The following is a 25,990-nucleotide window of genomic DNA, read 5'->3' as shown; positions in this document are numbered from 1 at the left end:
ATTGAGGACGCCGCCCCCTCCGACCAGCATGACCGCATGGGCACCCAAAGCAGCCACCCCACCCACCACACGTACCGCACCCACCACCTGCAAACCCCCGGCCCGGTCGAGGGCATAGTCCCCCGTGACACCCCCGGCGCCCCGCCCGCACCCGGCCCCCGCGACATCCTCGTACGCGTCCACGCCGTCTCCCTCAACAAGCGCGATCTGCTGATCCTGGACGGCAGTTACCCCCTCAAGGCGGCCCCCGACGTGATCCCGGTCAGCGACGGAGCGGGCGAGGTGGTCGCGGTGGGGGAGGAGGTCACGCGCTTCGGTGTCGGCGACCGCGTCACCAGCACCTACTTCCCGCGCTGGCTGGACGGCCGGATCACCCCCGCCATGATCGACCAGCCCGGCGCGACCCTCCCCGGCATGCTCGCGGAGTACGTCCGCCTCGACGAGAACGCGGCCGTACGGATGCCCGACCGCCTGACCTGGGAGGAGGCGGCCTGTCTGCCCTGCGCGGGGGTCACCGCCTGGAACGCCCTGACCGGCGCCGAAGCGGTTCTCCCCGGCGAGACGGTCCTGACACTCGGCACCGGCGCACTGGCCTTGTTCGCGGTGCAGTTCGCCAAGACGCTGGGAGCGCAGGTCGTGGCCACGACGTCCAGCGGCGCGAAGGCCGCACGTCTCAGGGAACTGGGCGCCGACCACGTACTGAACTACGTGGAGCACCCGAAGTGGGCCGCGAACGTACGGGAGTTGACCGGTGGCCGCGGCGCGGACCTCGTGGTGGAGACCGGCGGCCCGGACACCATCGAACAGTCCGTCCGGGCGACCGCCCTCTACGGCCGCATCGCCCTGATCGCCGCCAACAGCCCGCACAGGCCCAACCTGGAGATCACCACGGACGCTCTCGCGTCGAGCGTGCTGACGATGCGGCGGATCTTCGTCGGCAGCCGCGCCCACCACGAGCGGATGAACCGCGCGATCACCGCGCACGGCCTGCGCCCCGTCGTGGACCGCGTGTTCCCCTACGAGGAGGTGCACGCGGCGTACCGCTACTACGCGTCCGGTGCGGCCTTCGGCAAGGTCGTCATCCGCGTGTCGTGAGTTCCGCGGCCTCGCGCGCCAGCGTCTCGATCCGCGCCCAGTCCCCGGACGCGACGGCATCCGCGGGGATCATCCACGTCCCGCCCACGCAGGCGACGTTGGGGAGCTGGAGATAGTCGAGCGCGTTCGCGGCGCCGACCCCGCCCGTGGGGCAGAAACGGGCCTGCGGCAACGGCCCCGCGAGGGACTTCAGATACGGCGCCCCGCCCGCGGCCTGCGCCGGGAAGAACTTCATCTCCTGCACCCCGCGCTCCAGCAGCGCGACCACCTCGGAGGTGGTGGACACCCCCGGCAGATACGGCACCCCGGACGCCTGCATCGAGTCCAGCAGCAGATCGGTCCAGCCCGGGCTGACCAGGAAGCGCGACCCTGCGTCCACCGACGCCCGCACCTGCTCCGGCGTGATCACGGTCCCGGCCCCGACCACGGCCTCCGGCACCTCGCCCGCGATCGCGCGGATGGCGGCCAGGGCGGCCGGCGTACGCAGCGTCACCTCGATCGCGGGCAGCCCGCCGGCCACCAGGGCGCGGGCGAGCGGTACGGCATCGGCGGCATCGTCGAGCACGACGACGGGGATGACGGGCGCGAGATCGAGAACGGAGGCGGGCAGGGAGGCGGCGGGCTGCGAGGTCATGACCTCATCGTGCCCCGTGGTGCGCACTCTGCGCAAAGACCATTGCGCAGAACGCAACCATCACCGGCATCAAGACGGCATCAGGCCAGGTCAGACCGGTCAGTGCACCTCGTCCACCAACACGTCCAGCAGCCACGCCTTCCCGTTCCCCTTCGGAGGCTCCACCTCGACGACGTGGCCGAGGTCGCGCAGCGCCTCCACCAGTTCGGCCGGACCCTTGGGCGCCGCACCGGCCGTCAGCAGACTCCGTACGATCCGCCCCTTCGTCGCCTTGTTGAAGTGGCTGACGACCTTGCGGGTCGGCGCGTGCAGCACCCGTACGCTCGCCGTCCGCCCGGCTGTCTCGCCCTTCGGCTTCCAGGCGGCGGCGTAGGCGGAGGAGCGCAGGTCGAGGACCAGGCCGTCCCCGGCGACCTCGGGCAGCACGTCCGCCATGGGCGCCCGCCAGTGCGCGCCGAGCGCCCCGAGCCCGGGCAGCTTCACGCCCATCGAGCAGCGGTAGGAGGGGATGCGGTCGTTGACGCGGACCGCGCCCCACAACCCGGAGAAGACCAGGAGGGAACGGGTGGCGCGCCGCTTCGCCGCCGCGTCCAGCGAGGCCAGGTCGAGGGCGTCGTAGAGGACACCGGTGTAGATCTCCCCGGCGGGCCGTGCGCCGGCGACCGGCAGCTCGACGTTCTTCGCGATCTCGCCGCGCAGTCCTTCGCTCAGCCCGAGCACCTCGCGCGCCTTGTCCTCGTCGCCGGCACACAGCTCGACCAGCTCGCCGAGTACGGCCTCACGGGCTGCGGTCAGGCCGGGCAGCGACAGCGACTCCAGCTTCAGCGGGGCGCCACGGCCGGAGGTCGCCTTGCCTTCGGAGGGCGGCAGCAGGACCAGCACGGAAGATCTCCTTCTGTTTGAGCTCCCGAACAGCGTACGGGCCGCGATCTGCATACCCTCGCTGTATGCCTCGCCGCCACATCCGCGTGACCGGCGCCCCCGAAGCACCCCTGAGGGCCGCCCTCACCGCGCTGCGCACCGAACTGGGCGCCCCCGAGAGCTTCCCGCCCCAGGTGGAGGCCGAAGCCGAGGGGGCCGCGAAGGCGCCGGTTCTTCCGCCGTACGACGCCACGGACATTCCCTTCTTCACGGTCGATCCGCCCACCTCCCGGGACCTCGACCAGGCGATGCACCTGTCCCGGCACGGCACCGGCTACCGCGTCCACTACGCCATCGCCGACGTAGCCGCCTACGTCGCACCGGGCGGCGAGGTCGACGCGGAGGCCCACCGCCGGGCGAACACGCTCTACTTCCCGGACGAGAAGGTCTCCCTTCACCCCTCCGTGCTCAGCGAGGGCGCCGCCAGCCTGCTGCCGGGCGAGACCCGCCCCGCCGCCCTGTGGACGATCGACCTCGACGCGGACGGCCGTACGGTCGCGGTCGACGTCCGCCGCGCGACCGTCCGCAGCCGTGCCCGCCTCGACTACACCGCCGTACAGAAGCAGATCGACGGCGGCACGGCCGAGGAGCCGCTGGCGCTGCTGAAGGAGATCGGGCAGGCGCGGGAGCGGCTGGAGGTGGAACGCGGCGGGATCTCGCTCAACGTCCCCGAGCAGGAGATCGTCCAGCGGAACCACGCGTACGAGCTGACCTACCGGGCCCCGCTCCCGGCCGACGGCTGGAACGCACAGATCTCCCTGCTCACGGGGATGGCGGCCGCGGACCTGATGGTCGCGGCGGGCACGGGTGTCCTACGAACCCTGCCCGCCGCCCCCGACGGCGCGGTCGGCCGCCTGCGCCGCACCGCACTCGCACTGCACATCGACTGGCCCCACCACGTCTCGTACGCCCAACTGATCCGCTCCCTGGACCCCCACCAGCCGCACCACGCGGCCTTCCTCCAGGAGTGCACGACGCTGCTGCGCGGCGCCGGATACACGGTCTTCCGGGACGGCGCCCTGCCGTCCATCACCACACACGCCGCAGTGGCGGCCCCCTACGCCCACTGCACGGCCCCGATCCGACGACTGGCCGACCGCTACGCCGCGGAGATCTGCCTCGCGACGGTGGCGGGCGACCCCCCTCCCGACTGGGTCCTCGCCGCCCTCGACGCCCTCCCGCACGAGATGGCCGACGGCGCCCGCCGCGCGGGCACAGCCGAACGCGAGTGCGTCGACATCGTGGAAGCGGCCCTGCTCAAGGACCGAGTGGGGGAGATCTTCGACGCCTACGTGGTGGAAATCGACGACCACAAACCCACGGTCGGCAAGGTGCAGTTGACGTCCCCGGCAGTCATCGGCCGGGTCGAGGGCGGCGGGGACCTGCCGCTGGGGGAGCGACTGCGGGTACGGCTGACACAGGCTGACCCGGGGTCGGGGAAGGTGCGGTTCGCGCCTGCGTGAGGGCCGTGCCACGATCGAGGGAACGGGCCCCGATCTCTTGGACAGGTGATCTTTCGATGTCCCAGTCTGGTGAGCGACCGAAGGAGGGGCGTGACATGGCCATGGCTCACGAGCCGCTCACGCAGGAAGAGGTCCTGCTGGAGGGCTTTCTCGCCCTGGACACGCCGGAAGGTTTCAGGTCGGAGCTGATCGAGGGGGACATCGTTGTGACGCCGCCGCCGGACGGCGAGCACGAGAAGTACATCAGCCGGATCGTGCGGCAGGTGATCAAAAGTTCGCGGACCGAGATGGACTTCTCCGGGAACAAGGGGCTCAGGATGGGGAGCGGTGGGGCCTGCCCGAAGAACCACGTGGTCCCAGACGTCACCTTCGCCCCCCTCGCGCGCGACCTCTTCGGCGGCGCCGACTCCTGGATGCCCTGCGACGGCGTCGCCATGGTTCTGGAAGTGACGTCCACCAAGGCCAGGCCCGACCGGGAGGCCAAGCGTCACTGCTACGCCCGCGGCGCCATCCCCCTGTACCTGCTGGTCGACCGCGAGGTCTCCTCGATCACGCTCTTCAGTGACCCGGAGAAGGACGACTACCGCGAGCTGTGCACCCGCCCCTTCGGCAAGCCGCTCACTCTCCCCGCACCCTTCGCCTTCGACCTGGATACCGCGGATTTTCTCTGAGCCCTCCGGCGTTGCACCCTGACGGTGGAAGGGGGCGACGTATGGAACAGGCATTGTGGACGAGGGCGAGGCTGGGGCGTTGTGGGCCGGCGTTGGATCTGCTGACGGCGCGCTTCGACAAGCATGTCTACGCCCCGCACGCGCATGACGAGTTCACGATCGGTGTCTGTGTCGACGGTTCCGAGGTCATCGACTATCGCGGCGGTCATATCCGCACCGGCCCGGGCTCCATCGTGGTCCTGGCCCCGGGCGAGATGCACACGGGCGGCCCGGGCAACGCGACGGACGGGTACGCCTACCGGGCGCTGTACGCCGACCCGGCCCTGCTCACCGACGGAACGTTCTCCGAGGGCCTGCCCCACTTCCGGGAACCCCTGATAGACGACCCGGAACTGGCCGCAGCGATCCTGCGCACCCACACGGATCTGCGCGCGTGCCCCGACCCGCTGGAGGCGGAATCCCGCCTGCCCTGGCTGCTGACGGCCCTGGCCCGCCGCCACTCCGCGTCCCGCCCGACGTCGGACGTGATCCCCGGCGCGGACCGCATCGCGGTCGCCGTACGAGACCGCCTGGCGGACGAACTCCTGGACCCCCCGTCCCTGGCGTCGCTCGCGGCGGACGTGGGCCTGTCCCGCTACCAGCTCCTGCGGGCCTTCCGTACGACGATGGGGATACCGCCGTACGCCTGGCTGGCCCAGTACCGGGTGACCAGGGCACGCCGCCTGCTGGACACCGGCCTGCGCCCGGCCGAGGTCGCCGCCCTGGTGGGCTTCGCGGACCAGGCGCACCTGACGCGCTGGTTCCGCCGCGTGCTCGGGGTGACGCCGGCGGCGTACCGCAACAGCGTTCAAGACGGCCGGTAGCCGGTCGGCCGAAACTCTCCGTATGACTGCACGCGGCTGGTTCCTGTTCTCCCTGATGGGAGTCGTCTGGGGCATCCCCTACCTGATGATCAAGGTGGCGGTGGACGCCCCGCTCTCCCCGTCCATGGTGGTGTTCACGCGCTGCGCCCTCGGCGCCCTCCTCCTGCTCCCCTTCGCGCTACGACAAGGCGGCCTGGTCCGCATGGTCCGTACGCACTGGCTGCCGATGCTGGGCTTCGCGTGCATAGAGATCATCGGGCCCTGGTTCACGCTGACGGACGCGGAGCGGAACCTGTCGAGCTCGACGGCGGGCCTGCTGATCGCCGGTGTCCCGATCGTGGGCGTGGTCCTGTCCCGCTTCTTCGGCAACGTGGAACACCTGAGCACCCGGAGGACGACGGGGCTGGGCCTGGGCCTGGCGGGCGTGGCGGTCCTGACCATCCCGCACCTGACCGGCGGCGACGCGCGGTCGCTGGGCGAGGTCATGCTGACGGTGCTGGGCTACGCGACAGCCCCGCTCATCGCGGCCCGCTGGCTCAAGGACGTGCCGACGCTGCAACTGACGGCCCCGTGCCTGGCACTGGCGGCCCTGGTCTACGCACCGGCCGCGGGCATGAGCTGGCCCACGGAGATGCCGTCGACATCGGTGCTGGTGGCCCTGATCGGCCTGGGCGCCATCTGCACGGCACTGGCCTTCGTGGCCTTCCTGGAGCTGATCAAGGAGGTGGGCCCGACGCGGGCGACGGTCTTCACCTACGTCAACCCGGCCGTCGCGGTGGCGGCGGGCGCCCTGTTCCTGGGCGAGGAGCTGACGCTGGGCATCGGAGCGGCGTTCACCCTGATCCTGGCGGGCTCGGTACTGGCGACGGCGGGCCCTGGCGCGGCCACGGGCGGTTCCGGCTCCGGCTCCGGTCCTGCCGGTCGGGACAAAGCCACCCGCCGGGTAGCATGGTCGACACGGCAGACGAGCCGGGCGGACGGCCGCGTGGAGTCCTCTTGACGGAGAACTCCCCGAGGAACGTCCGGGCTCCACAGGGCAGGGTGATGGCTAACGGCCACCCGGGGTGACCCGCGGGAAAGTGCCACAGAAAACAGACCGCCCGGTACTTCGGTGCCGGGTAAGGGTGAAACGGCGGTGTAAGAGACCACCAGTGCCCAGGGCGACCTGAGCAGCTAGGTAAACCCCACCCGGAGCAAGGTCAAAAGGAGCCGCTGTAAAAGGCGCGCTCTGCGGGGACGTTCGAGGGCTGCCCGCCCGAGTCCCCGGGTAGACCGCACGAGGCCTACGGCAACGTAGACCCTAGATGGATGGCCGTCTCCCCGGCCGCCGCGAGGCGACCGGGTGACAGAACCCGGCGTACAGCCCGACTCGTCTGCCGTTGTACGACGGATCGCCCGACCCTTCCTCCTGCCGGCTCCGCCGCGCTCCCGGGCCGCCGGTCTGAACCGTCATGGCCCCGACAGCCGTTGTGCGATCACGACCGGCGTCGACGCCCGGTCGTCCGGTCGTCGCGTCAGGAAGGTCGTCCATGCCCGCGCCGCTGTTCACGTCACCGGAGCCGTCCGGCTCGTACATCCCCTCCGGTCCCTCCGGCCGCACCCCCCGGCTCGGCCCGCACGGGCTGCTGAGCCGGCGCAGGGTCGCGCCGGGCACGGACGGGTCCCGGCAGGCAGGGCCCGCACAGCAGGCGCGGCCCGGCGGTCGTGCTCCGGAGCCGGCCGGCACGCCGCTGCCGTCCGCCCTGCTGCCGTTGCCGCCGGGGTTCGCGCTGAACCGCGACCAGGTCGCGTTCGTTGTGCCTGCGTAGGCGCCACCCGACACCCCGATGCGGGGCAAGCGCGATCCGAGAGGCACGCTTCATGCGCAGACGCTCACTCCTGCTCGTTCTGTTACTGGTCCTCGTGGGCGCGACGACCACGACGGCCGTGGTCCTCGGCCGGCACAGCGACGGCGCGGGTCTGCACGGCACGCCGGCCGCCGACGTGGCCGACGCGGAGCACACCGTCACCCTGCAGAACAGGACCGACAGCCGCATCTGGGTCGGCAGCAGGGTCAACGCGGACGGCTCAGCCGCGCTGACCGGGCTCCCGGCCCTCGACCCCGGCCAGTCCGCCACCATCACCGTCCCCGAACGCGAGGGCGCCGGGCACTGGCGCGGCACCTTCTTCGCCCGGCAGGGCTGCTCCGGCGACGACGGCAGCACCTTCCACTGCGCGGTCGGCGACTGCGGCCCCTACGCCGACCACTGCACCACCGGCCAACAGCCCACCAGCCTCGCCGAGTTCAACTTCGACCCCGCCGACTCGCACGCACCCTGGTACGACGTCAGCTACGTCGACGCGGTGTCGACCGCCGTCACCATCACCCCGAACGACATGACGCCGCCCGCCACGGGCGAGTGCGCGGCGGCGGGCTGTGCCGTCGACCTGCTGTCGTCCTGCCCGGCCGAGGACCTGACCAAGGACGCGTCGGGCAAGCCGCTGGTGTGCGTCAACCCGAACCGGGACGCGAAGACCCCCTACAGCGACGCGATCAACCAGAAGTGCCCCACCGCGTACGCCTGGTCGAAGCAGGACGCCGAGCCCGGGAACCGGACCATGTACCAGTGCTCCAAGTGCAGCGGGATGACCGTCACCTTCAACGGCGCCGGCACCCCTCCCGCCCCCGTCCCGACCACCACGTCGCCGGCTCCCGCCCCCACCACACCGGCCCCGGTCCGCAAGGGCGTCAGCCTGAACCCGTTCGACGGCGCCTCGCAGGCGCTGGCGGACTCGGGCGTCTCCTGGTACTTCAACTGGGCCTCGTCCACGGGCAGCGTCACCCCGCCGCAGGGCGTCGAGTACGTCCCGATGATCTGGGGCCCCGGCGCGGTCACCGACGACCAGCTCGCCAGTGCCAGGAAGGAGGGCAAGGAACTCCTCACCTTCAACGAGCCCGACTCCGCCACCCAGTCGAACATGACCCCCGAACAGGCCCTGGACCTCTGGCCCAAGCTGCAAAACACCGGCCTGCGCCTGGGCGCTCCGGCGGTCTCCCGCGACGCCGACGTCCCCGGCGGCTGGCTGGACCGCTTCATGCAGGGAGCCGAACAGCGCGGCCTGCGCGTCGACTTCATCCCGCTGCACTGGTACGGCAGCGACTTCGGCCCGGACGCGGCCGGCCAGCTGCGCGACTACATCCAGCGGGTGCACGACCACTACCACAAGCCGATCTGGCTGACCGAGTACGGCCTGATCGACTTCACCCACGGCACCCCGCGCTACCCCGGCGACCAGCAGAGGACCGACTTCATCACGTCGTCGACACGGATGCTGGACGGGCTGGACTACGTGGAGCGCTACGCCTGGTTCACGCTGTCCACGAAAACCGACCCGAACGGCCTGTACGACGGCACCACCGCGAACGCGGCGGGCCGGGCCTACCGCGCCGCGAACTGAAGGGATTGCAGCTTCTGCTCGATCTTCGCGGCGTCCGGATGATCGAACTCCGCGAAGATCGACAGGGCCTGCCGCCAGGTCGTGCCGGCCATCTCGGGTGCGCCGATGGCCAGTTGGACGTCGCCGAGGTGGCCCAGGGTGTGTCCCTCCCCCCACCGGTTGCCGAGGTCCCGGTGGACGGCGAGAGCCTCCCGGTAGTACTCGACCGCGCGGTCGCGGGCACCCAGACGGTGGTGGACCGTGCCGAGGATGTCGAGGGTGACGCCCTCGACCCACCGGTTGTCGCTGTCGCGCAGGACGACCAGCGCCTGTTCCAGGATGCGGACGGCCTCGTCGAACCGGCCGAGCCGCTGGTAGGCGTCGCCCAGGTTGCTCAGGGAGATTCCCTCGCCCCACTTGCTGCCGACGGCTCGGCCGAGGGCCAGCCCGCGGCGGCAGTATGCCGCGGCCTTGGCGAACTGGCCGGCGTGGAGGTAGGCGTCGCCCAGGTTGGCGACGGCCCGCAGCCTGCCCTTCGAGTCTCCCAGCTCCCGGAAGACGGCCATCGCCTGAAGGTAGTGGTCGATGGCCTCGTCGTAGCGGTTCGCGCAGCGCAGTGCCGCGGCCGTGTCCGAGAGTCCCTGTGCCTCACCCCGGCGGTCGCGGACGGCGCGAGCGGCGGACAGGCCCGCCCGGGCGGCGTCGAGCCAGTCGACCAGATGACTGCGGAGGTAGAAGAACCCCCACAGGACGGCGGGCAGGCGCCAGGCGATGCCCGGCTGTCGGCACGCGGCGGCCTGGTGGACCGCGCGGACCAGGTTGGCCCGCTCGGTCTCGCACCAGTCCAGGGCCTGGTCGTAGGTCGTGAACGACAGGGGCCGGCAGGACGGTGGCAGCGGTTCCAGGGTGACCCGGTGGCGGCCGGGCGTGATGTGCGCACAGGTGGCGTCCGCGGTGTGCAGATACCAGGACAGCAGTCGCTCCACCGCCAGGTCCCGTTCCTGCGCCGTCTCCTCGGCGGCGACGCGCTCGGCGGAGTAGACGCGCAGCAGGTCGTGCAAGGTGTAGCGGCCGGGGTAGTGCTCGGTGAGTAAGTGGGCGCGGGTCAGCTCGACGAGCAGGCCGCGGGTCTCGCGCGGGGTGAGCCCGGCGAGAGCGGCCGCGGCGGGCGCGGAGATGTCCGGCCCCGAATGCAGCCCCAGCAGCCGGAACAGCCGCGCCGCCGGGGGCGACAGGGCTTCGTACGAAGAGGAGAACACCGACCGTACGTCGATGGCGATGTCGTCCCCGGCGAAGACGTCGAGGCTGTCGTGGCTGTCCCGCAGTTCCTCCGCGATGGCGCTGAGCGGGAAGCCGGGGTGGGTGGCGGCGCGGGCGGCGACCACCGCGAGGGCCAGCGGCAGCAGGGCACACCGCGCGACGATCTCCTCCACCGCCTCCGGTTCCTCCGCGAGCCGCTGGGCGCCGAGCCGGCGCGCCAGGAACTCGTGTGCCTCGGCGGACGTCAGCTGGTCCAGCGTCAGCGGGTGCGCCCCCTCGCCGACGACCAGGCCGGTGAGCTGGTTGCGGCTGGTGACGATGACGAGGCAGCCGGGGGAACCGGGCAGCAGCGGGCGTACCTGCTCGCTGTCGCGGGCGTTGTCGAGCAGGATCAGCACCCGCCGCTCGGCCAGCACGCTGCGGTAGAGCGCCGCCTGTGCCTCGAGTCCGGCCGGCAGCCGCTGCGGGGGTACGCCCAGGGCGTCGAGGAGGATACGGATGGCCTCCTGCGGGGGCATGATCGAGCCGGTCGGATCGAAGCCGCGCAGGTTGATGCAGAGCTGCCCGTCGGGGAAACGGTCGGCGACCCGGTGGGCCAGGTGCACCGCCAGGGTGGTCTTGCCTATGCCGGCCATGCCGCCGATCGCGCTGATCGTCAGCGTGGCCGGCCCGCCGCCGTCGAGGGGCAACAGGCTCAGGGACCGCTCCAGTTCGGCGTCCCGCCCGGTGAAGGCGGTGAGGTCGGCGGGGAGTTGGGCGAGGCGGGGTGTGTAGCCGGGCGGGGTGGTGGTGACCGGGCTCGGGTCGGGGGACTGTCCGACGGCGGGTTGGAGGAGGGCGGCTGGAGCTTGCCCTTCCGCGCGGGCCTGGTCGTCGGCATCGGCGTCGGCGTCGGCGTCAGGGGAAGTGCGCTGCTGCGGGAGGGGAGTTGTGCTGTCCCGGAACCGGCCGGGCGCGTCGGGGTGCGGGGCGTAGGCGGCCGTGCCCGGGGTGTTCGTGGTGCCTGCGGAACCGGAGGGGTCCGTCGTGCTCTGCGTGGGTGCAGCGGTGGTCGCGGTGTGCCGTGCGGGTGACGGGGCGGCCGGCGGTTCCTCGTGGCGGAGCGGTGAGGAGCCCGGATTCGAGGCGGGGGCCGGCGAGGCGAGCGACGCGTCGGACGCGAGGATCCGCGCATGTAAGTCCCGTAGGGCGGGGCCGGGTTCGACGCCCAGCTCGGCCACGAGGGTGTCGCGCGTCGTGCGGTAGGCCGCAAGGGCCTCTGCCTGTCGCCCGGAGCGGTAGAGGGCCAGCATGAGGAGCCGGCACAGTTCCTCCCGCAGCGGGTGCTCCCCGGTCAGCGACATCAGTTCGCCGATGACGTCACCGGGGTGGCCGAGCCGGATGTCGAGATCCAGACGCCTCTCCAGCGCGGTCAGCCGTACCTCGGCGAGCCGGGAGCGCTCGGCCTCGGCCAGCGGGCCGGGCAGCCCGGCGAGCGCCGCGCCCCGCCGCCCGTCCAGGGCGTCGTGCAGGAGTTTCGCGGCGGTGGACTCGTCGCCGGCGGCGGATGCACTCGCTGCGTCCGCGATCCGCCGTTCGAACACGGCCAGGTCCAGGGTCTCGTCGGGTACCTGGATCTGGTATCCGTCCCCGACGGAGATGATCGTCCGTGGCGGGTGGGCCGAGTCGCGGCCGGGCTCCAGCACCTTACGAAGGCGGGAGACGTAGGTGCGCAGGACGGACGCGGCGGTTGGCGGCGGCTCGACACCCCAGACGGCGTCGACGAGTTCGGCGAGAGTCACGGCCTGCCCCCGGCGCAGCAGCAGCACGGCCAGCACGACGCGTTGCTGTGGCGAACCCAGGTCCAGCTCTCGATCGTCGTGCCAGGCCCGCACCGGGCCGAGCAGGGAGAAGCGCAAGGTGGTCAAGTTCGCTGCGTTCACCCTGCGGACTGTACTGACACTCCGCGTGGTCAATGGTGCTGCTGAGGTGAACTGTTTCCGTTCAGCGACCGTTGCATTACACGAACCGATACGGTCGTCTTCAATCAGGACGGGGCGGGACGGAACAGGACGGGGTGGGGCGGGCGGGACGGGCGGGACGGGGTGGGCTCACACCGCGAACTTGACCGCCTCCAGCCACACGTCGTTGCTGAGGGTGCCGCCGAAGGTGTACTCGGGGCGAGGGTTGACGCAGCCCTGCTGACCCCAGTCGGCGTTGTGGACGCGGGCGACCTGGCAGATCTGCCCGCCGCTGCCGATGTTGATGGCGAAGCCCAGCATGTTCGGGGCGCTCTTCCTCCCGCTGCCGATGTAGATGTTCTTGCCGTCGTCGGTGTTGGGAGTCCAGTGCGGCATCCAGACGCCCTTGCCGTCGGTCGAACCGGCCTTGTGCACGAAGGCGTTGGCGGCCACACCGCCCGTGCCGCGCACCGCGATGTTGAGTGCCTTGATCGCCCGGTTCTGGCCCGTCGTACCGGCCACTGTCCCGTCGCACACGGGCTTTTGCCAGCCGCGTCCGGAGACGTAGGCGCGATAGCAGATGTGCCGTCCGGGATCGTTTTTGGCAAGGCGGTTCACGGCGCTGGCGGCGGTGTCCGCCGAGGGTTTGGCGGTCACGGTGACCCTGACCTCCGACGGCCGCACGGTCACGGTGGCGGTGGCCTTGTCCTTCGGTTTGCGCTTGGCCTTGGCCGACGGTGAGGCACTGAACGACGGCGGCGGCACCAGGCTCGGCGACACGGAGACGGTTGGCGACGTCTTCGACTTGTCGTGTTCCGGGGACCTGTCCAGCTTGTCGCTGGTGCCGGCGGCCTGGTTCTGGCCTCCGTCGCCGTCCGATCCGCTGCCCAGTATCACCAACGGCACGATGACGAGCACGGCCACTCCGAGCGCCACCGGCCCGACGACCAGGGGCCGGTGAAGCAGACCGGTGGCCCGGTACTCGTCGTCCGACTGCCGCGTCGCCCGCGCGCCGGAGTCCTTGGAACGGCGCGGCAGCGACAGGGAGGGGATACCGGGGGAGAAGGAGGGCAGGGAGGGGCGGGGGAGCGAGGGGCGCGGCAGCGCGAAGCGCGATTCTTCGAGGCCGTCGTCGGGGCTGTCGTTGAAGTCGTCGTCCCGGCTGTCCTCGTGCAGGCCGTCGTCGTGAAGGTCGTTGTCGCGGAGGTCGTTGTCGGGAAAGTCTTTGTCGTGAAGGTCGTCCTCGCGGAAGCCGTCGCTGTGAGAACCGTCGTCGGAGGGGCCGCCGATGGGAGCGCCGACGCCCCAGAGTCCGGATTCGGGGGCGTCGGGGGCGTCGGGGGCGTCGGGGGCGTCGTGGACGTCGGGGGCGTCGTGGACGTCGTGGGCGCCGATGGATTCCGAATCCCCGGCCGCCCCCGGCGCAGGCGCAGGCGCAGGCGGTGGCGGAGGCGGCGTCAGCGGCTCCTCCACCAGCTTGCTCGAACCGTCGGGGGCGACCTCGACGAAGGTCACCTCCGCGACGGCAGGGTCGGAAATGGCCGCAGTGACGGGGGAGTTGAGCTCGCGCGCGTGGCGGTGCAGCGTGTCGAGGACGGCCTCGTCGACGGACTGTCCTCCCGCCGCGTGCACGGGCACTCCGTCGACGGAGGCGGAGCCGTCGGCGTCGATGAACACCGAGAAGTGCGACGACGGTCCGGCAGCTTCCGCGAAGGGCTCCCGCTTGCTGAAGTTCACCGGATCCCCGGGCGCAGCGTGCTGGCCCGCCGCGATCGCGTCGTCCGTCTCTTCGTCCCGGCTCATGCCCATCCCTTTCTGGCAGTGCGGCTGCGAGCTACAACGGTGGGCGGGGGACGTACGGTTCAATCGGCCGTGCGGAGGTGGAGTATGTGGTTCAACGGGACGCCGGCTCAGCGGCGGCGCCGCCCGTTCGCGGAAGAGGCCGATCGTGTCTGCGGCACGGCGGCGGGGCGCGTGGCACTCCTTGCGTCGGATCCGTCCATGACGTACGTGACATTGACGTTCGTCGCATAGATGGTTGCGGGGGCCAGTGCCCGCCTGTCGGTCACGGGGTTCGACGGGGCCGAACTGACGTCGGCACCCGCGGAGGGCGTGGCGGGATGGGCGGTGCTTTCCGCGAAGTTCACCGTGGCGGAAAGGTTGTCAGAGTCCTGGTCCCTGTCGGGGAACTCGGGGGCGGAGAAGGGAGCTTCGAGAGAGGCATTCGTAGCCTCGGCGGCTCCCGGATCTGGACTCTCCTGCGGCTCAGTTTTCTTGCCCGCCTGTGTGAACGTGGACGACTGCGACGCCGGATCCGTGCGCGGAGGCTCGGTCCTCTGGAGCAGTTCCTCCACCACCGGCAGCCTTCTGTCCAGGTATGCCTGCTGCAGCTTGGGGTCTTCCGCGATCCGTTCCAGGATGGCGTGCAGGACCTGCTGGAGTTCCGGGGTCGAGAACTCGGCCACCTTCTGGCGCGCCCGACGAGGATTCTCCTGTTGGGCCGGGTAGTTCGCTCGCTCCGGCCGGCTCTGGATGGGCGCTGCAGCACCTGAGGAGAACCTCCTCCGCAGCCACTCCCGCAGTCGGGCCAAGGCCCCCGACCGGCTGGGCTGCCGTTGCGACCGCGGTTCACCCGCTTGCAGGTCCTCGTCGATCAGTTCCCGCGCCAATTGCTGCGCAGGCGTCGGGGGTGCGGGCCTGGTCCACCTCGCCTCGGGACGTGCCGGCCCGGAGCCCGGACTTTCCATGGCCATGCTGGCCCTCCCTCTCGCCTGTTCCGTGAACGGGACCCCTTGTGGCATGGGCCCTGACACGACAAACGACGGGGGGCGGGGGTGAACGGTTCAGTACGGGCGGGCAGGGCGTCACCGCCTTCTGCATCCCTGCAACTCAGGATGTGTTTCACGCTTGGCCGGGCGGCGGAGGCGGAGGCCCGAACGGGTCAAGGGCGTCGACGGTGGGCTTCTCCTTCCCGCGGTGGGAACCGGGCTTGCAGCCGGCGAAGGGGCCCATGGGCTCGCGCAAAGAGTTCATCACTGGTGCAAGGTAGTCACGGTGCCAGTTCGCGGGCCCGCACATCCCGGAACCGGGACCGGTCAACTCGCCCCAGGCGAGCCAGAGGCTGTGCAACTGGGCGACTGCTTCGGGGTGCTCCCACCAGCGGGAGCACCAGGGCTGGGTCGAGGTCACCTCTCTGCCGTAGACGGGCAGCAGAACGTGGTGTGTCCAGAGGGTCAACTGGCGCAGCGCCTCCACATATTCGGGCCCCTCCTTGTAGAGGATGAAGTGCGAGGGGCTCGGAGATTCCTCCTGAGGGGCCGTGCTGTCCGCCTTCGCGTCGGCCTCTTCGGCAGCATCGGCACCCCGCGCTTGCGCGGAGACCTCGACGGTCTCAGTGGGCATGGCAGCCCCACCTTCTCTCGGCAGCTTTGGCTCGGTCCGTGCGTCGACACCACGTGCACACGCGGCATTCGGTTCAACGGTCACTGCCGGCACCCGTCCGCGCACGGAGTCCAGCCCGTTCCGTGTCCGCTTGAACCGCCCCGAAACCGGCGCCGTTGTGGCCCTCTGGAAGCAGGTTTCATGATCTGCGAAAGGACACCCGGCATGCCGACACAACCTGTACGCGGCTTCTCGTTCAATCGTGGCGACGGCCCAGGAAGACGGAATTCGATCCAAGCCACCGGTGACGCTGTGATAAACATGCCGTCCCCGTCGGAGACACAGCCTTCAGCGATCATCCACGACCAGCGATCGGGGTTGTACTACGCGGCCGTCATCGGCAGCAGGGGCATTGAGGTTCTCAAGTGGGGCGCAGAACGCGCCGGGGGCGCTGCCAGGTGGATGTGGGAGCACGACACGGAAACCAAGCAGTACGTCAAGATCGCGGCCGAAATCCTCCAGGCTGCGGGCAAGTTCGTTCAGGCGCATGCGACGTCCGAGCAGTACAAGACGTACGGGAACATCGCGCAGCAACTCGGGGCCGGCACGGCGAGTATCGCCAACGGTTATGACTCGGCGAAATTCGCACACTCTTCATGGCAAACGGGCAGTGTGGTGGACGGTCTCAAGGCGGGAGCCGCGTTCATGGGCGCTGTCGGGGGGATCACAAACGCCACGGGGCAAAGCAGTGCAATGCCCGCCGATCAGGGGAAACAGCAGCAGGCGATCGGACACACCTTCTCGGCCATCGGGCTGACCGCTTTCGGTGATCCAGAGGCCAAAAAGCGGGCAGCGGCGCTAGCGAACCAGTCCAAGCGGCGCGACTTCATGCTGCAGGACAATGATTCGCAGCTCAACCTGACCGAGCTGGTGGATTCCCCCGATGCGGTCGAATCGTCAAGTGATACATACTTCCCGTCGAACTCCACAGGCCTGTCGAGTTCCACGGCGTACCTGAACCAGCAGCCGACCCAACGAGCTCGCCCTCCGCTGGCAGAGCAGCCCGCATACATGTCCGGGGGGCTGCGCATGGTACCGGCAGGCAGGACACTGCCGCCGAGCCCTCCGGGAAAGAGGGGGTCGAACAGCAGCAGTGACGGTGGCAGCGCGGAGCGGCCCAAGGAGAAAGGAAAGGAGAAAGAAAACCGCAGGAATGGGACAACGCGGCGCTGATCCCGGCGGCATCGACGAGGTCTCGGCGACTGAGCCCATACGCGTCTGAACCGGTACGGCCCGATCCACGTTGTGGTTACCAGGAACGCGACCAGAACGAAGGGGTCAAGGAAAATGGACAAAGTATGGGGCCTTTTCAACATGACCAAGGACAAGGCGCCCAGCGGTCGCACGCCGCGTGCGGATGCCCAGCAGCATATCCGTGAGGTGCTGGCACGAAACGGTGTGGATCCAGACCAGGGCGACACCGTGGGACACGGCGTCGCGGCCGCTATCGGCGCCATTCAGGCGTTCGCCGGGGAAAAGGGCGCCCGCCGGGTCGACACCGTGTTCAAGGATCCGGAGGTGTCCCAGTACTACGCCCTCCCCTCCAACCACCCGATGGCGGCGGACGCCCACAAGTACATAGCCCAGAAAGAATTGGAGTACTGGCAGAAGGAGCACACCCAGAAGCCGTCGCAAGGCACGGAAGCCGCCCTCCAGTTCACGGCGGACGAGCGTGTAGCGGTGCAGCGGGGTTTCGCCGCGTTGGACAGTTACGGAAGAATGTTCAACCGGCAGTACCAGCAGGAGTTCAACCCCTCCGGGGGCTACGCCCAGAGCACCGGGCCGAACGCCTACTACACACAGCAGTCCACGTACGCGAGCTCGTCCGCGACCCCGCAGGCGGGGGCGCAGTACCCGGGCCAGAAAGCCGGGACACCCCCGAAGAAGGGAAACGCTCGCTGAACGTCATCCCGTAAGGGCGAAGCGGCGCCCCCGGTCGACCGGGGGCGCCCTCGTCTGTGTGATGCCAGGCGCGGTGGCGGCCGAGCGTCAGGGCGCGGAGCGTTGCGCCCGCCACACAACGCGTCGCGTTGACAGAGAAATCCGAGCAGGTGCTTTCGAGCAGCACCTCACCGCCGCGATGAAGCCGTCACGCATCCGGCCGCACCACCCCCAAAATCTCCATCGACCCCGCCGGCGACACATACACCCACCGCCCCGGCCGCGGAGCGGAGATGATCTTTCCGGCGCCGATGTAGAGGGCCACGTGGCTGGCGTCCGAGAAGTAGATGATGAGGTCGCCCGGGCGCATCCGGGAGACCGGGACGTGCGGGAGGCGGGCCCACTGTTCTTCGGCGGTGCGGGGGATGGGGATGCCCGCGTGCAGCCAGGCCTGGGAGGTCAGGCCGGAGCAGTCGAAGGAGTTGGGGCCCTCGGCGCCCCAGACGTAGGGCTTGCCGAGTTGTCGGGTGGCGTAGGCGATGGCTTTGCGGCCCGCCTTGCTGGCCTTGGTGCCTGCCTTGTCCAGGACGCCCGTGCCGACCCACTTGGCCTGGGCCTCGGCCTGTGCCTGCTGCTCCAGTTCGGCCAGGTGGTGCAGTTGGGACTGCTGCAGCCGGGACTCCAGTGCGCGGGCGGCGGCGATGCGTGCCTTGATCTTGTCGCGGTCCCTGGCCATGGCGCTGCGGCTCGACTTCAGGCCCCGCAGCTCCTCGGCGGCCTTGTCGGTGCGGGTGCGCAGCTCCTTGCGGGTCGCCTCAAGGGCCGTCAGCTGCCGCTGCGTGCCCTGCTGCGCCTGTTGCGCCAACGCGGCGTCGTCCAGGGCGTGTTCGGGCTCGGGGGCGAGGGCGAGCTGCACCTCGGCGGGCAGTCCGCCGCTGCGGTACTGGGCGCGGGCCGCCGAACCGAGCAGCGCCTTCAGCCGCGTCTCCTTCTGCCCGGCCGCCTTGACCTGGCTGTTGAGCAGCGTGACCTTCTTCGCTTGAGCCCTGGCCTTCTCGTCGGCGGCGTTGTACTTCTCGGTGGCCGCCTCGGACTGGTGGTAGAGGTCGTCCAGTTGCCGGCGTACCTCGTCGAGGGTGGCCGGCCGCGGATCGGGGGCCGCGAGCGCCGCGGGCACCTGTGTCGTCGCGGTCAGGGCGCACAGCAGGGTGAGGGCCGCGGCCGTCCGGTGGCCGTGGGTGTGCGGGGTCCGTGTCATGCCGTCCGAAGCTCCCTTCGCAGCCGACCCGGTGACGGCCTCGCCCTCACAACGGGGGTGCCGCGCGGGACGGTTCAAGAGATCGCGCGCGGCGTGAACCGTGCCGCACCGCCGCCCGTTGTGGCCTGTCGTGGGGGCCCACGCCGGTTGCCGTACATCGAGGACATCGAGGACGGGGCCGTGGAGCGCGGCCCTCGACAGGGCGGCCGAAGGGGACAAGGAGACCGGATGGATGCGGAGTTGGTGCTGCTCGCGCTGTGCACAGGATTCGGCCTCGGCTTCATGACGCTGGCCGTTCGCGCGGTCCTGACGGCCGTGCGGCTGTGGGCGCGCGGCCTGCGCGTGACGGGCCGGGTCACCGAGCGCGCCCCGGCCGACCGGCGGGGCGGCGGGCTGGTGCTCTTCTCCGATCACCTCGGGCGCGAACTCCTCCTGGATCCGGGGCCGTACGCGCCGCTGTGCGGGCTGCCTCCCGTCGGCGGAACGGTCCCCGTGGTCTACGTACGGGACCGGCCCACCGCGGCCCGGCTGTGGACCCTGCGGCATCTGCTCGCCCCGTCGTTCGGGTGGTTCCTGTCCTCGACCGTCGCGTTCGGCACCGCCGTGACGGTGACGTCTTGAGGCGTGACGACGGCTTCGTGAGGCGCGAGGACCCCGCGCGTCTGCCCGAACCCGACATCCTGCGCGGCTTCGCCCTGTTCGGGATCCTGCTCGTCAACGCCGAACTGATGGCCGGACCGTACGCGTCGTTCGGCGGGGGACCGGGGGCGGGCGCGCTCGACCGGGCCGTAGCCTGGACGGTGACCGCGCTCACCGACACCCAGTTCTATCTGCTCTTCTCCTTCCTGTTCGGCTACAGCTTCGTGCTGCAGCGGCGGTCCGCCCGACAGGAGGGCGCCGCCTTCGCACCGCGTCATCTGCGGCGTACGGCGGGGCTGTTCGGGCTGGGGGTCCTGCACGCCGTCGTGCTCTACCCGGGCGACATCCTGATGACGTACGCCGTCCTGGCGCTGGTGCTGTACGGGCTGCGCGACCTGGCCCCGCGGACCGCGCTGCGGCTGGCCGCGGGCCTGGCCGTCGCCCTCGCAATCCTCCTGCTGGCGTACGGCCTGCTGACCGTCGCCGCCACCGAGCCGCTCACCCCCGCCCAGTACGCGCCCCGCGTCGCCGGCACCGTGGCCGCCTACCGCGGCGGCGTCCAGTCGGTGCTCGGCGCCCACCTGCACGACCTGCCGTCGACGCTCGGCACGGACCTCCTGTACGCCCCCCACTTCCTGGCCGCCTTCCTGGCGGGCCTCGCGGCGGCCGGGCTACGGCTCGTGGAACGACGCGGGCGGGACCGCGCATGGCTGCGCCGCGTCGCCCTGCGGTGCCTTCCGGCCGGTCTGGCCGGCGGCGCGCTGACCGCCTGCTGCGCCGACGGCCCGCTGGACAGCCGCTGGTTCCTCGTCGGGCACGCCGTGGCGGTGCTGACGGCGCCCGCGCTGGCGGCCTCGTACGCCTGCGGGCTGCTGCTCCTGGTGCGCGGGCGGGCGGCCCGCGTGCTCGCGGCGGCCGGGCGGATGTCGCTCACCCACTACCTCACCCAGTCACTGGTCCTGGCCCTGGTGTTCACCGGCTACGGCCTCGGGCTCTACGACCGGGCAGGCACCGCCGCAGTGATCGCGGGGTGCCTGCTCCTGTACGGCCTGCAGCTCGCGGCCGGAGGCGCCGTCGCGGCGCGGGTGCGCTACGGGCCGGCCGAACTGCTCCTGCGCACCGTCACATCGGCGCGGCGTCCCGCACCCAGCGGCTCTTCTTCTCCAGTGCGACACCACCGGTCAGGCGAGCCGCGGCCCGTTCGGTGATGGCGTTCGACTCCGCCTTCGCCTGCGCCGAGATGAGACCGGCGCCGGGCTCCTTGTACCAGGGGCGCAGCCGGATCAGCGCCGGCCGGATGCCAGTGGCCAGCAGCAGGGCGGTGCCCTTGGGCAGGGCACGGATTTTGTCGGGCGGCAGGATCGACTCCTGGCGGTAGGAGTACGAGCGCTGGGAGCCGTCCTTGCTGCGGGAGACGCTCGGCGTCCTCACGTCGTGCTGGCCGACCAGCGTGGAGATCTTCTGCACGAAGTCGGCGTCGTCCAGGCCCGCGCCGAGCAGCTTGACGGTCGCCGCGCTCCACAGCGCGTCCATCCCGACCTCGCCCCACACCCGGGCGCCCTGCCGGTAACTCTGCAGCAGCGTCACCACGTTGATGCCGCGGGAGCCGAAGTGCGAGTAGAGATCCGGCAGATCGGAGATACGGCATACGTTCGCCGCTTCGTCCAGGACCGCGGTCAGCGGCGGGTCCAGACGGCCGCCCATGCGCTCCGCGGCCATCACGCCCGCCCGCATCGTCGCGTCCGCGAGGCCCGCGATGACACCTGCCGCGGAGCCGCCGCCGTCCTTGGACAGCAGGTAGAGGGTGTCCCGGCCGACGACGTGCCGGTCGGGCCGGAACTCGGGGAGATACGGGTCCGGCGTGACCCAGGCGAGGATCTCCGGGTCGAGCAGACAGGACACGGTCTGCCGCGCGGTCTCGTAGATGCCGTCCCTGGTCTCCACGGCGCCGCGCACCGTGCCCTGCAACTGCTCCGCCATCGCGAGCATGCCGGCGTCGCGCAGCAGGTCGATCGGGGTGCGGTCGGCGGGATCGGCCAGCCAGCCCAGCAGGTCCTGGACCGGGGCCCCGCCACGCGCCGCGGCCAGGAAGAGCGCCGTGAGGGTGTTCTGCGCCGCCGAGATCCAGAAGTCCTTCTTCGCGGTGTCGTCGTTGACGGACGCCACGAAGTGCCCGGCCAGCCGGCGCGCGCCCTCGATGGTGTGGCAGTCGCCGAGGAGGTTCCACCACATGGCGCGCTCGGTGTGGGCGATGCCCTGCGGGTCGAACGTCCACACCCGGCCCGCCTTCTCGCGCTCGGCGCGGGTGACGGCGTAGACGTCGGACTTGTTGGAGGTGAGCAGGACGGCGCCCTGCGCGCGCAGCACGCGGGGCACGGCGATCCCCGTCGACTTGCCGGCCCGCGGCGCCATCAGGTCCAGCTCGACGTCCTCGTAACTGCTGCGCAGTTCGGGCCCCTTTGGATCGAGGTCGCCCAGGAGGTTGCCGGTCTCGTCCGGGTGGAGTTGCGTACGGCCCTTGAGGCTGGGGCGCAGCTCGCGGGCGCGGGCCTCGATGCTCTTGGGGCACATGGCCGCCAGCTCGCGCCGGCCGGCCAGGCCCTTGGTGCGGCCGGCGCGCGCCAGCAGGAACCGTAGGAGGAACACCGTGGGCATCGAGATCAGGGCGAGGAGGGCGAGCATGCCGCCGTAGACCGCGGCCGGCGGCGTGCCCGGCCACACGCCGCCCGCACCGTCGGCGACGAGGTGCCCGGCGGTGGACAGGGCGAACGGCGGGGCGTCCCAGCCGTGACCGGTGACCCCGGCGCCGAGCGTGCCGCCTGCCCAGCCGACGGTGAACACGCACAGGGAGGCCGCGGCGACGGCCACGATCGCCCAGGGGGCGAGTTCGTGCATGCCGCCGGTCGCGGGGGGCCTGCCCGTCATGCGGTCCACCGTCCCGGCAGGGAGCGCGGTTCCTCCTGAGCGGCCCGCGCGATCTGCTCGGTGGCGTGGGCGAGGGACTGCTCGACGGCCTCCTCGTTGGGCGTCCAGCGGGTGTTGGTGTTGTGCAGCCGGCGTTCGGCGTCGGTGATGGCCACCTTGATGGGGATGCCGGGCCGGCCACCGACCTTGATGAGGAAACGGCCGCGGCCGGGCGGCTCCTCGTGTCCGCCGGAGACGCCCCAGCCGGGGGGCGACGACCAGGACGACACGAGTTCGATCTCGCGCCGGGACAGGCCCACCACCCGGCCGAGCTCCTCCATCTCCTGCCTCGGCAGCCCGGCGCACACCACCATCCCGGCCCGCTCCACGAAACCGCGCGCCTTGGCCCGGTCGGAGTCGGTGCCGAGCGCCTCCGCGTCCTTGAGGGTGTGGGTGATCTTGGCGTCGCCGAGGCCCAGGGTCCGGTTGAGCCGGGTCAGCGCGTCGATGCGGTCGACGATGCCGGAGGCGGCGCGCAGCGGGCGCCACAGCTCGTCCAGCACGGTGAAGAACCAGCGCCGGGGCGCGAGTCCGGCGTCCGCCAGGGCGTGCGAGGCGGCCACCGTGCCCAGCCCGTCCGACCAGGCGGCGAGCATCGCGGCCGCGGTCAGCTGGGTGTCGGCCTCGCCGATGCCGGAGATGTCGATGCACACGGCGGGCGCGTCCGGGTTGATCCGGGTCGACGTCGGGGAGGCGAAGGTGTCGCCGAGCGGGCCGTCGAGGATGCCCAGCAGGGAACGGTGCAACGGGTCGACGGCGTCCCGGTAGCGGGACTCGTCGCCGCGGTCGAGCGTGACCGCACGCACCCGGTCGGGCCCCTCGGTGAGCACCCGCAGCACATCGGGCAGCAGCGCCGGCCGGTCGTGGGCGGTGCGCTCGCGGATGTGGTGCAGGACGGCGGAGAGCACGGACTGCTCGTGGTCGTCCATCGGGCGGCCACGCACGATGGTGACCAGCGCGGCCACCATGTTCAGCACCCGGCCGTGCGTCTCGGCCTTCAGCACCTCGCCGGCCTCGCCGCCGATGCGCGCCGCCGCCGCGCCCATCGCGCCCGGGTCGAGGACGTTGATGCCGCCCCGGCCGCGGCCGATGGAGATCACCTGGCCGCCCAACGCCCGTACGGTGTCCGCGTAGTCGGGCTTGAGGTCGCCGAGCACCAGCGGCACCACGCCGGTCGCGGTCAGCCCGATCAACATCCGGTTGACGAGGGTGGACTTGCCCAGGCCCGGCATCCCCAGCATGAACAGGGACGGGTTGGAGATGTAGCGGGCACGCGTGAACCAGTTGAGCGGATCTCCGCAGACCGTGGCACCCGTGAACAGGTGCTGCCCGAGCGGCACTCCGGTCATCGGCGAGCCGGAACCGGCGGCGAACGGCCACATGCCGCAGGCCTGCACGGTGGTGGCACGCCACATGGTCGGCGGATCCAGATAGCCGACGCGGCCGCCGCCGGGGCCGTACCAGCCGCGCGGCGGGACGTACGGCTCCTTTGGGGCGGAGGCCTTCTGCCTGCCGGACCGGTTCTTCCGCTCGGGCCCCTTCTTCATCCAGGCCGCCTCGACGTTCGGCAGCGGAGCGCCGGGGCCCGCCCGCCACGCCAGCTCCTCGAAGTGCCGGTCCGCCTGCTCGGCCCGCTTCTCCTCGCTCCGGCGGCTCACAGCGCCTCCTGCAGATCGCTCGGGATCAGGGTCTGCTCCCACGGGAGGATGCCGGCGGGCAGCGTGCAGCTGAACGCCGCCGCCTGCATCCGGTCGGCGGGGCGCATCAGCACCCGGGAGGCCGCGGTCAGATTGCGTACGGCGACGGTCGCGTCCGCCAGCTGGTCCACGTCGTCGACGGTGACCGTCAGCATCAGGGAGAACTCCACCAGCCCGGCGCCCGCGGCCTCCTCCGTCGCGGTCTGCTCGGCCGCGCGCATCTCGGAGGCGGCGCGCGCCTGCATCATGCCCCGGCGCGAGGTGGCCATGAACTGGGCGGCGCGCCGGTCCGACTCGACGATCCGCGCCGATGTGGCCGGATCGAGGGGCTTGTAGACCAGCGCGACCCGCTTGCGGCGGGTGCCGGGGCTCGCCTCCAGCAGGCCCCTGAGCACCGAGGACCGCACGGTGCCGCGCGGTGCCAGCGTCAGCAGCCAGGTCCGGGACACCCCCGAGTCGTGCTGGTAGCTGTTGACCGTCTCCACGGCCGCGGCCGGTCCGGCGTCGTCCCACTCCAGGCCCGTGCCGCCGTGCTGGGCGCGGGCGTCGAGCACGTCGCCGGCGACCGCCGGGTCGTAGGCGACCCGTACGACCTCGGCGATGCGCTCGGCCGACAACGGGTACGCGGCGCCGCCGCCGGCCGCGACGAGCCCGCTGAGCAGACCCGGGATGCGGATGGCGAGGTCGGTGATCACATCCTCCTTGCTGCGCCGCTGGCCCGGGTGCGGACCGTAGGTGAGGGTGACGTAGGTGTGCATCTCGGAGGAGGCCGTCGGGTAGCGCTCGACGACCTCCTCCATCACCGCGCGGGCGGAGGCCGGCGCGTCGGGGCGGATACGGGGCAGCACCTCATGGGCGAGCGTCGTGCCCGGGTCGGGCGCGGTCTCCACGATCAGGGAGGCGCCGCGCAGCCCCGGCTCGTGCGCCAGCCTCGCCAGCCACTCGCCCCACAGGGCGACCCAGACGTCGATCTGGTCGGAGTCGACCAGGGAGCCGCCGTCGGGATCGCAGCCCAGCACGATCGTGTACAGATTGCGTGCCGGGTGGTGCAGGATGCCGAAGGGGCGGTCGTAGGCGTCCCGGCCCTCGGTGGCGGTGACCTTGTTGAGCAGGCCCGGCGGGCGGAAACGGCCGCCCGGCCGGGCGGACAGCGGTCCGGAGACATACAGGTGCGCGCCCCTGGCCTTGCGGCGGCTCCAGCTGATGCGCAGGGCGATCAACTGGTAGACGTTGCGTCCGTCCTGGGTGCGGATGGCCAGCGGCACCAAGAACAGCAGCATCATCAGGATGACGAACAGGGCCGCGTACAACGAGATCAGGGACGCGATCAGGGCGACGACGAGCCCGCCGAAGACACCGACCGTGCCGACGAGCCCGAGTGATCCGAGCCCCGGCCGCCGTGGCCGGCGCCAGTTTCCATAGGTCGGCTGGGAGACGGCTTCCGTGGACATGGGCGTCCGGTTTCCCTTCGTGAGGTGATGGAGCTACGGGGGTGGCTGCCGGGGAGCGGGGACGGCCGCCGGACTCCCGGGGGGTGGGGAGTCCGGCGGCCCGCTGAGGGCGGCGGAGTACGGGCCCGGCCCGCCGCCCCGGGTCAGTGGGGCACTAGTGCCGGCTCGGGTTGTGGCCCTGGTCGCCGTCGGCGTCGTTGACGGCGCCGGAGGCTGCCTTGCCGAGGATCTGCACCCCGGTCAGCACCGCGCCGGCCACCGCGCCCACCGGTCCGGCCGCCGCCGCGGCCCGGCTGCCGGCAGCGGCACCGCCGCCACTGCCTCCTCCGCTTCCCCCGCCCATACCGCCCGGGCCTGTCCTGCCGCCGCCGCTGCCGCCGTCGGCACCGTTCGCC

Annotated in this window: 21 protein-coding genes, 1 other RNA gene and 1 pseudogene; 12 read left to right on the top strand and 11 right to left on the bottom strand. The window is 71.4% G+C overall.

Features of this window, described 5'->3' with window-relative positions; translation table 11 throughout:
- The first annotated feature begins 36 nt into the window (after positions 1-36).
- Positions 37-1,095, top strand: a complete 1,059-nt coding sequence (locus JYK17_RS20770) for a zinc-dependent alcohol dehydrogenase family protein (RefSeq protein ID WP_222810970.1) — start codon at positions 37-39, stop codon at positions 1,093-1,095.
- On the opposite strand, the gene eda is transcribed toward JYK17_RS20770, so the two are convergent.
- Both eda and yaaA read right to left on the bottom strand, forming a co-directional pair.
- Positions 1,079-1,729: a bifunctional 4-hydroxy-2-oxoglutarate aldolase/2-dehydro-3-deoxy-phosphogluconate aldolase gene (gene eda, locus JYK17_RS20765; RefSeq protein WP_108007928.1), complete on the bottom strand. Its 651-nt coding sequence runs from the start codon at positions 1,727-1,729 to the stop codon at positions 1,079-1,081. The two genes, JYK17_RS20770 and eda, sit on opposite strands and share 17 nt — an antisense overlap.
- A gap of 99 nt (positions 1,730-1,828) precedes the next feature.
- Positions 1,829-2,611 carry a peroxide stress protein YaaA gene (gene yaaA / locus JYK17_RS20760; protein WP_108007929.1) on the bottom strand — a complete coding sequence of 261 codons (783 nt, stop codon included), beginning with the start codon at positions 2,609-2,611 and terminating at the stop codon, positions 1,829-1,831.
- A 65-nt stretch (positions 2,612-2,676) separates the two neighbouring features.
- Here yaaA and JYK17_RS20755 point away from each other — a divergent pair, with 65 nt between their 5' ends.
- The 7 genes and pseudogenes from JYK17_RS20755 (at position 2,677) to JYK17_RS20725 (ending at position 9,085) form a co-directional block, all read left to right on the top strand.
- Positions 2,677-4,113, top strand: coding sequence for an RNB domain-containing ribonuclease (locus JYK17_RS20755; protein ID WP_222810969.1), 1,437 nt, complete (start codon positions 2,677-2,679; stop codon positions 4,111-4,113).
- A gap of 101 nt (positions 4,114-4,214) precedes the next feature.
- Positions 4,215-4,784, top strand: a complete 570-nt coding sequence (locus JYK17_RS20750) for a Uma2 family endonuclease (RefSeq protein WP_222811007.1) — start codon at positions 4,215-4,217, stop codon at positions 4,782-4,784.
- A 41-nt stretch (positions 4,785-4,825) separates the two neighbouring features.
- Positions 4,826-5,647: a helix-turn-helix transcriptional regulator gene (locus JYK17_RS20745; protein WP_108007932.1), complete on the top strand. Its 822-nt coding sequence runs from the start codon at positions 4,826-4,828 to the stop codon at positions 5,645-5,647.
- A 22-nt stretch (positions 5,648-5,669) separates the two neighbouring features.
- Positions 5,670-6,452: pseudogene (locus tag JYK17_RS41215) on the top strand (DMT family transporter); the annotation flags it as partial.
- 160 nt (positions 6,453-6,612) lie between these two features.
- Positions 6,613-7,023, top strand: an RNA gene (gene rnpB / locus JYK17_RS20735) — RNase P RNA component class A.
- A gap of 153 nt (positions 7,024-7,176) precedes the next feature.
- Positions 7,177-7,455, top strand: a complete 279-nt coding sequence (locus JYK17_RS20730) for a hypothetical protein (RefSeq protein ID WP_222810968.1) — start codon at positions 7,177-7,179, stop codon at positions 7,453-7,455.
- A 52-nt stretch (positions 7,456-7,507) separates the two neighbouring features.
- Positions 7,508-9,085 carry a glycosyl hydrolase gene (locus tag JYK17_RS20725; RefSeq protein WP_222810967.1) on the top strand — a complete coding sequence of 526 codons (1,578 nt, stop codon included), beginning with the start codon at positions 7,508-7,510 and terminating at the stop codon, positions 9,083-9,085.
- On the opposite strand, the gene JYK17_RS40615 is transcribed toward JYK17_RS20725, so the two are convergent.
- The 4 genes from JYK17_RS40615 to JYK17_RS20700 form a co-directional block, all read right to left on the bottom strand.
- Positions 9,067-12,246 carry an AfsR/SARP family transcriptional regulator gene (locus tag JYK17_RS40615; RefSeq protein ID WP_308011697.1) on the bottom strand — a complete coding sequence of 1,060 codons (3,180 nt, stop codon included), beginning with the start codon at positions 12,244-12,246 and terminating at the stop codon, positions 9,067-9,069. The two genes, JYK17_RS20725 and JYK17_RS40615, sit on opposite strands and share 19 nt — an antisense overlap.
- 168 nt (positions 12,247-12,414) lie before the next feature.
- Positions 12,415-14,067: a hypothetical protein gene (locus JYK17_RS20710; protein ID WP_222810966.1), complete on the bottom strand. Its 1,653-nt coding sequence runs from the start codon at positions 14,065-14,067 to the stop codon at positions 12,415-12,417.
- A 107-nt stretch (positions 14,068-14,174) separates the two neighbouring features.
- Positions 14,175-14,729, bottom strand: coding sequence for a hypothetical protein (locus tag JYK17_RS20705; protein WP_108007936.1), 555 nt, complete (start codon positions 14,727-14,729; stop codon positions 14,175-14,177).
- Between the two features lie 436 nt (positions 14,730-15,165).
- The gene (locus JYK17_RS20700; protein ID WP_108007937.1) at positions 15,166-15,666 is read right to left on the bottom strand and encodes a DUF4913 domain-containing protein; all 501 of its coding nucleotides are present in this window, start codon (positions 15,664-15,666) and stop codon (positions 15,166-15,168) included.
- Positions 15,667-15,870: 204 nt separating this feature from the next.
- Between JYK17_RS20700 and JYK17_RS20695 the strand changes: the two genes are divergently transcribed.
- Together JYK17_RS20695 and JYK17_RS20690 are read left to right on the top strand one after the other, a co-directional pair.
- Positions 15,871-16,878, top strand: coding sequence for a hypothetical protein (locus JYK17_RS20695; protein ID WP_146191704.1), 1,008 nt, complete (start codon positions 15,871-15,873; stop codon positions 16,876-16,878).
- Positions 16,879-17,019: 141 nt separating this feature from the next.
- Positions 17,020-17,607 (top strand): hypothetical protein, encoded by a 588-nt coding sequence (locus JYK17_RS20690; RefSeq protein ID WP_146191705.1) that lies wholly within the window; start codon positions 17,020-17,022, stop codon positions 17,605-17,607.
- Between the two features lie 187 nt (positions 17,608-17,794).
- Here the strand turns inward: JYK17_RS20690 and JYK17_RS20685 are convergent, their stop codons facing one another.
- Positions 17,795-18,844, bottom strand: coding sequence for a C40 family peptidase (locus tag JYK17_RS20685; protein WP_128803206.1), 1,050 nt, complete (start codon positions 18,842-18,844; stop codon positions 17,795-17,797).
- 228 nt (positions 18,845-19,072) lie between these two features.
- On the opposite strand from JYK17_RS20685, the gene JYK17_RS20680 reads away from it, so the two are divergent.
- Positions 19,073-19,465 carry a hypothetical protein gene (locus JYK17_RS20680; protein WP_108007941.1) on the top strand — a complete coding sequence of 131 codons (393 nt, stop codon included), beginning with the start codon at positions 19,073-19,075 and terminating at the stop codon, positions 19,463-19,465.
- A complete protein-coding gene (locus tag JYK17_RS20675) occupies positions 19,462-20,691 on the top strand; it encodes a DUF418 domain-containing protein (RefSeq protein WP_234547693.1) in 1,230 nt (409 codons plus the stop codon). The genes JYK17_RS20680 and JYK17_RS20675 overlap by 4 nt, the downstream gene beginning before the upstream one ends.
- On the opposite strand, the gene JYK17_RS20670 is transcribed toward JYK17_RS20675, so the two are convergent.
- The 4 genes from JYK17_RS20670 to JYK17_RS20655 all read right to left on the bottom strand — a co-directional run.
- Entirely contained in the window at positions 20,606-22,408 is a 1,803-nt protein-coding gene (locus JYK17_RS20670) for a type IV secretory system conjugative DNA transfer family protein (RefSeq protein WP_222810965.1), read from the bottom strand. The two genes, JYK17_RS20675 and JYK17_RS20670, sit on opposite strands and share 86 nt — an antisense overlap.
- On the bottom strand, positions 22,405-23,994 hold the full coding sequence (locus JYK17_RS20665) for a putative type IV secretion/conjugal transfer ATPase (protein WP_372465206.1): 1,590 nt from the start codon (positions 23,992-23,994) through the stop codon (positions 22,405-22,407). Before JYK17_RS20665 ends, JYK17_RS20670 begins: the two co-directional genes overlap by 4 nt.
- A 107-nt stretch (positions 23,995-24,101) precedes the next feature.
- Positions 24,102-25,595 carry an SCO6880 family protein gene (locus tag JYK17_RS20660; RefSeq protein ID WP_128803209.1) on the bottom strand — a complete coding sequence of 498 codons (1,494 nt, stop codon included), beginning with the start codon at positions 25,593-25,595 and terminating at the stop codon, positions 24,102-24,104.
- A gap of 154 nt (positions 25,596-25,749) precedes the next feature.
- A partial coding sequence (locus JYK17_RS20655) for a hypothetical protein (RefSeq protein WP_372465198.1) occupies positions 25,750-25,990 on the bottom strand: 241 nt, incomplete at its 5' end.

This window comes from Streptomyces plumbidurans (assembly GCF_019857225.1).
Lineage (GTDB): Bacteria > Actinomycetota > Actinomycetes > Streptomycetales > Streptomycetaceae > Streptomyces > Streptomyces plumbidurans.
Note: the sequence above shows the minus strand (reverse complement) of the source record. Positions and strands in the feature narration are given on the sequence as shown.